This is a genomic window from Planktotalea frisia, from assembly GCF_001890925.1.
Lineage (GTDB): Bacteria > Pseudomonadota > Alphaproteobacteria > Rhodobacterales > Rhodobacteraceae > Planktotalea > Planktotalea frisia.
The window spans coordinates 1-680 of sequence record NZ_MLCB01000167.1 but is presented as its reverse complement, the minus strand read 5'-3'; the positions used below and the strand labels follow the sequence as shown (position 1 = coordinate 680).

The 680-nt window shown below is 55.9% G+C and carries 1 protein-coding gene; it reads left to right on the top strand.

Features of this window, described 5'->3' with window-relative positions; all coding sequences use genetic code 11:
* On the top strand, window positions 1-458 hold a 458-nt coding region (locus tag PFRI_RS14950), incomplete at its 5' end, for a tyrosine-type recombinase/integrase (protein ID WP_175549262.1).
* Window positions 459-680 lie beyond the last annotated feature (222 nt).

Here is a 680-nt window from a genome sequence, read left to right as displayed (position 1 = left end):
CCGGCTCGAGGGTCTCCGAAGTATCAGGCCTGAGGGTCAAAGACTGTGACCTAGAGCAACAATGTCTCCATCTGGTAGCCACCCCTTGGAGAAGCCTTAAGACCAACAACTCGCAGCGCTCTGTGCCATTCTCGCACACTGCTGCCGCAGCCCTGGCAAAGCTGGCCCAAGGTAAGGACCCGGAGGCACCCCTGTTTCCAAACTATGCCAAGGACCGAGGCGCTGACAGTTGCTCTGCCATGCTGATGAAGCGCCTTCGTTCAGTCATCACAGACAAGAAGCTGACCATGCACTCCCTACGCCACCGCATGAAGGACAAGCTGAGAAACACCGGCTGTCCTGAGGCCATCTCCCTGGCCATCCTCGGGCACAGCACCAACACAGTGGCTGCCAACTATGGCTCAGGGTATGCGCTGGAGGTCATGCGGGAGGCGTTGGTGAAAGTCTGGGGGAAGTGATGGCGAAGTGGACAAGTGGCAGGTCTGAGCGGACCTTCAACCAAAGCGCAGCGAACAGCAGAAATGAGCTGATTGTGTTGAAAAACTCGTTCGTTTCAGCCTTTCGAAGTGGGTTATCACATTGATTTTACTTGGACGTCTGTATGTCGACCACGATGTTAGCCTTTGGCTGGTCCCATCGGCTTGAGCTTAGCGAGTTTCCGGAGGTTTTGGGCGGTTGCT